This window comes from Pseudomonas sp. GD03903 (assembly GCF_029840045.1).
Classification (GTDB): Bacteria; Pseudomonadota; Gammaproteobacteria; order Pseudomonadales; family Pseudomonadaceae; genus Pseudomonas; species Pseudomonas pseudonitroreducens.
Window position 1 is genome coordinate 1 of the sequence record NZ_JAOCBT010000069.1, and the last position, 773, is coordinate 773.

1 protein-coding gene is annotated in these 773 nt (G+C 65.2%); it reads right to left on the minus strand.

The window, feature by feature from the left end; translation table 11 throughout:
* A partial coding sequence (locus N5C91_RS31840; protein WP_279834525.1) for a VCBS domain-containing protein occupies nt 1–773 on the minus strand: 773 nt, incomplete at both ends.

Genomic DNA, 773 nt, shown 5'->3' on the forward strand with positions numbered 1-773 from the left:
GTCGGTGCTGGCGACGTCAGCCGAAGCCACCGGGGCATCGTTGGTGCCGTTGATGGTGACGGTCACGGTGCTGCTGGTGCCGTCGGCAGCCTTCACGGTGAAGGTGTCGGTGAGCTTGTCGTCGACATTCAACTCGTTGTAGGCGCTGTTCGCGATGTAGCTCCAGGTGCCATCGGTGCCAAGGCTGAAGGTGCCGTGTAGGCCGGCGACATTGCTTTGCGCCTGGAAGCTGGCCGGGCCGTCGACGTCGCTGACCTCGAGCTTGCCGCCGAGAGTGAGCGGAGCATCGGTTTCGTTGGCGCTGGCGCTGGTCTGGCCGCTGATCACCGCCGCGTCATTGCTGCCGGTGATGGTGATGGTGATGGTCTGCGGGTCGCTCAGCGCGCCGTTGTTGTCCTTCGCCTGGTAGGTGAAGGTGACGTCTTCGCTCTGGCCGGCGGCGAGGTGGTCGAAGGCGGTACCCGGGGTGAAGGTGTAGCTGCCGTCGCTGTTGAAGACGAGGGTGCCCTTGCCCTGGGCGACATCGGTAGCCAACTGGTAGCCGGCGATGGTGCCGTCGACGTCGGTGGCGACCGGAACCTGGCCATCGAGAACGCTGTTCTCTTCGGTGGTCTGGCTGTCGGCGTAGGCCACCGGCTTGTCGTTGGTCCCGGTGACGGTGATGGTGATGGTCTGCGGGTCACTCAGCGCGCCGTTGTTGTCCTTCGCCTGGTAGGTGAAGGTGACGTCTTCGCTCTGGCCGGCGGCGAGGTGATCGAAAGCCGTACCCGGGG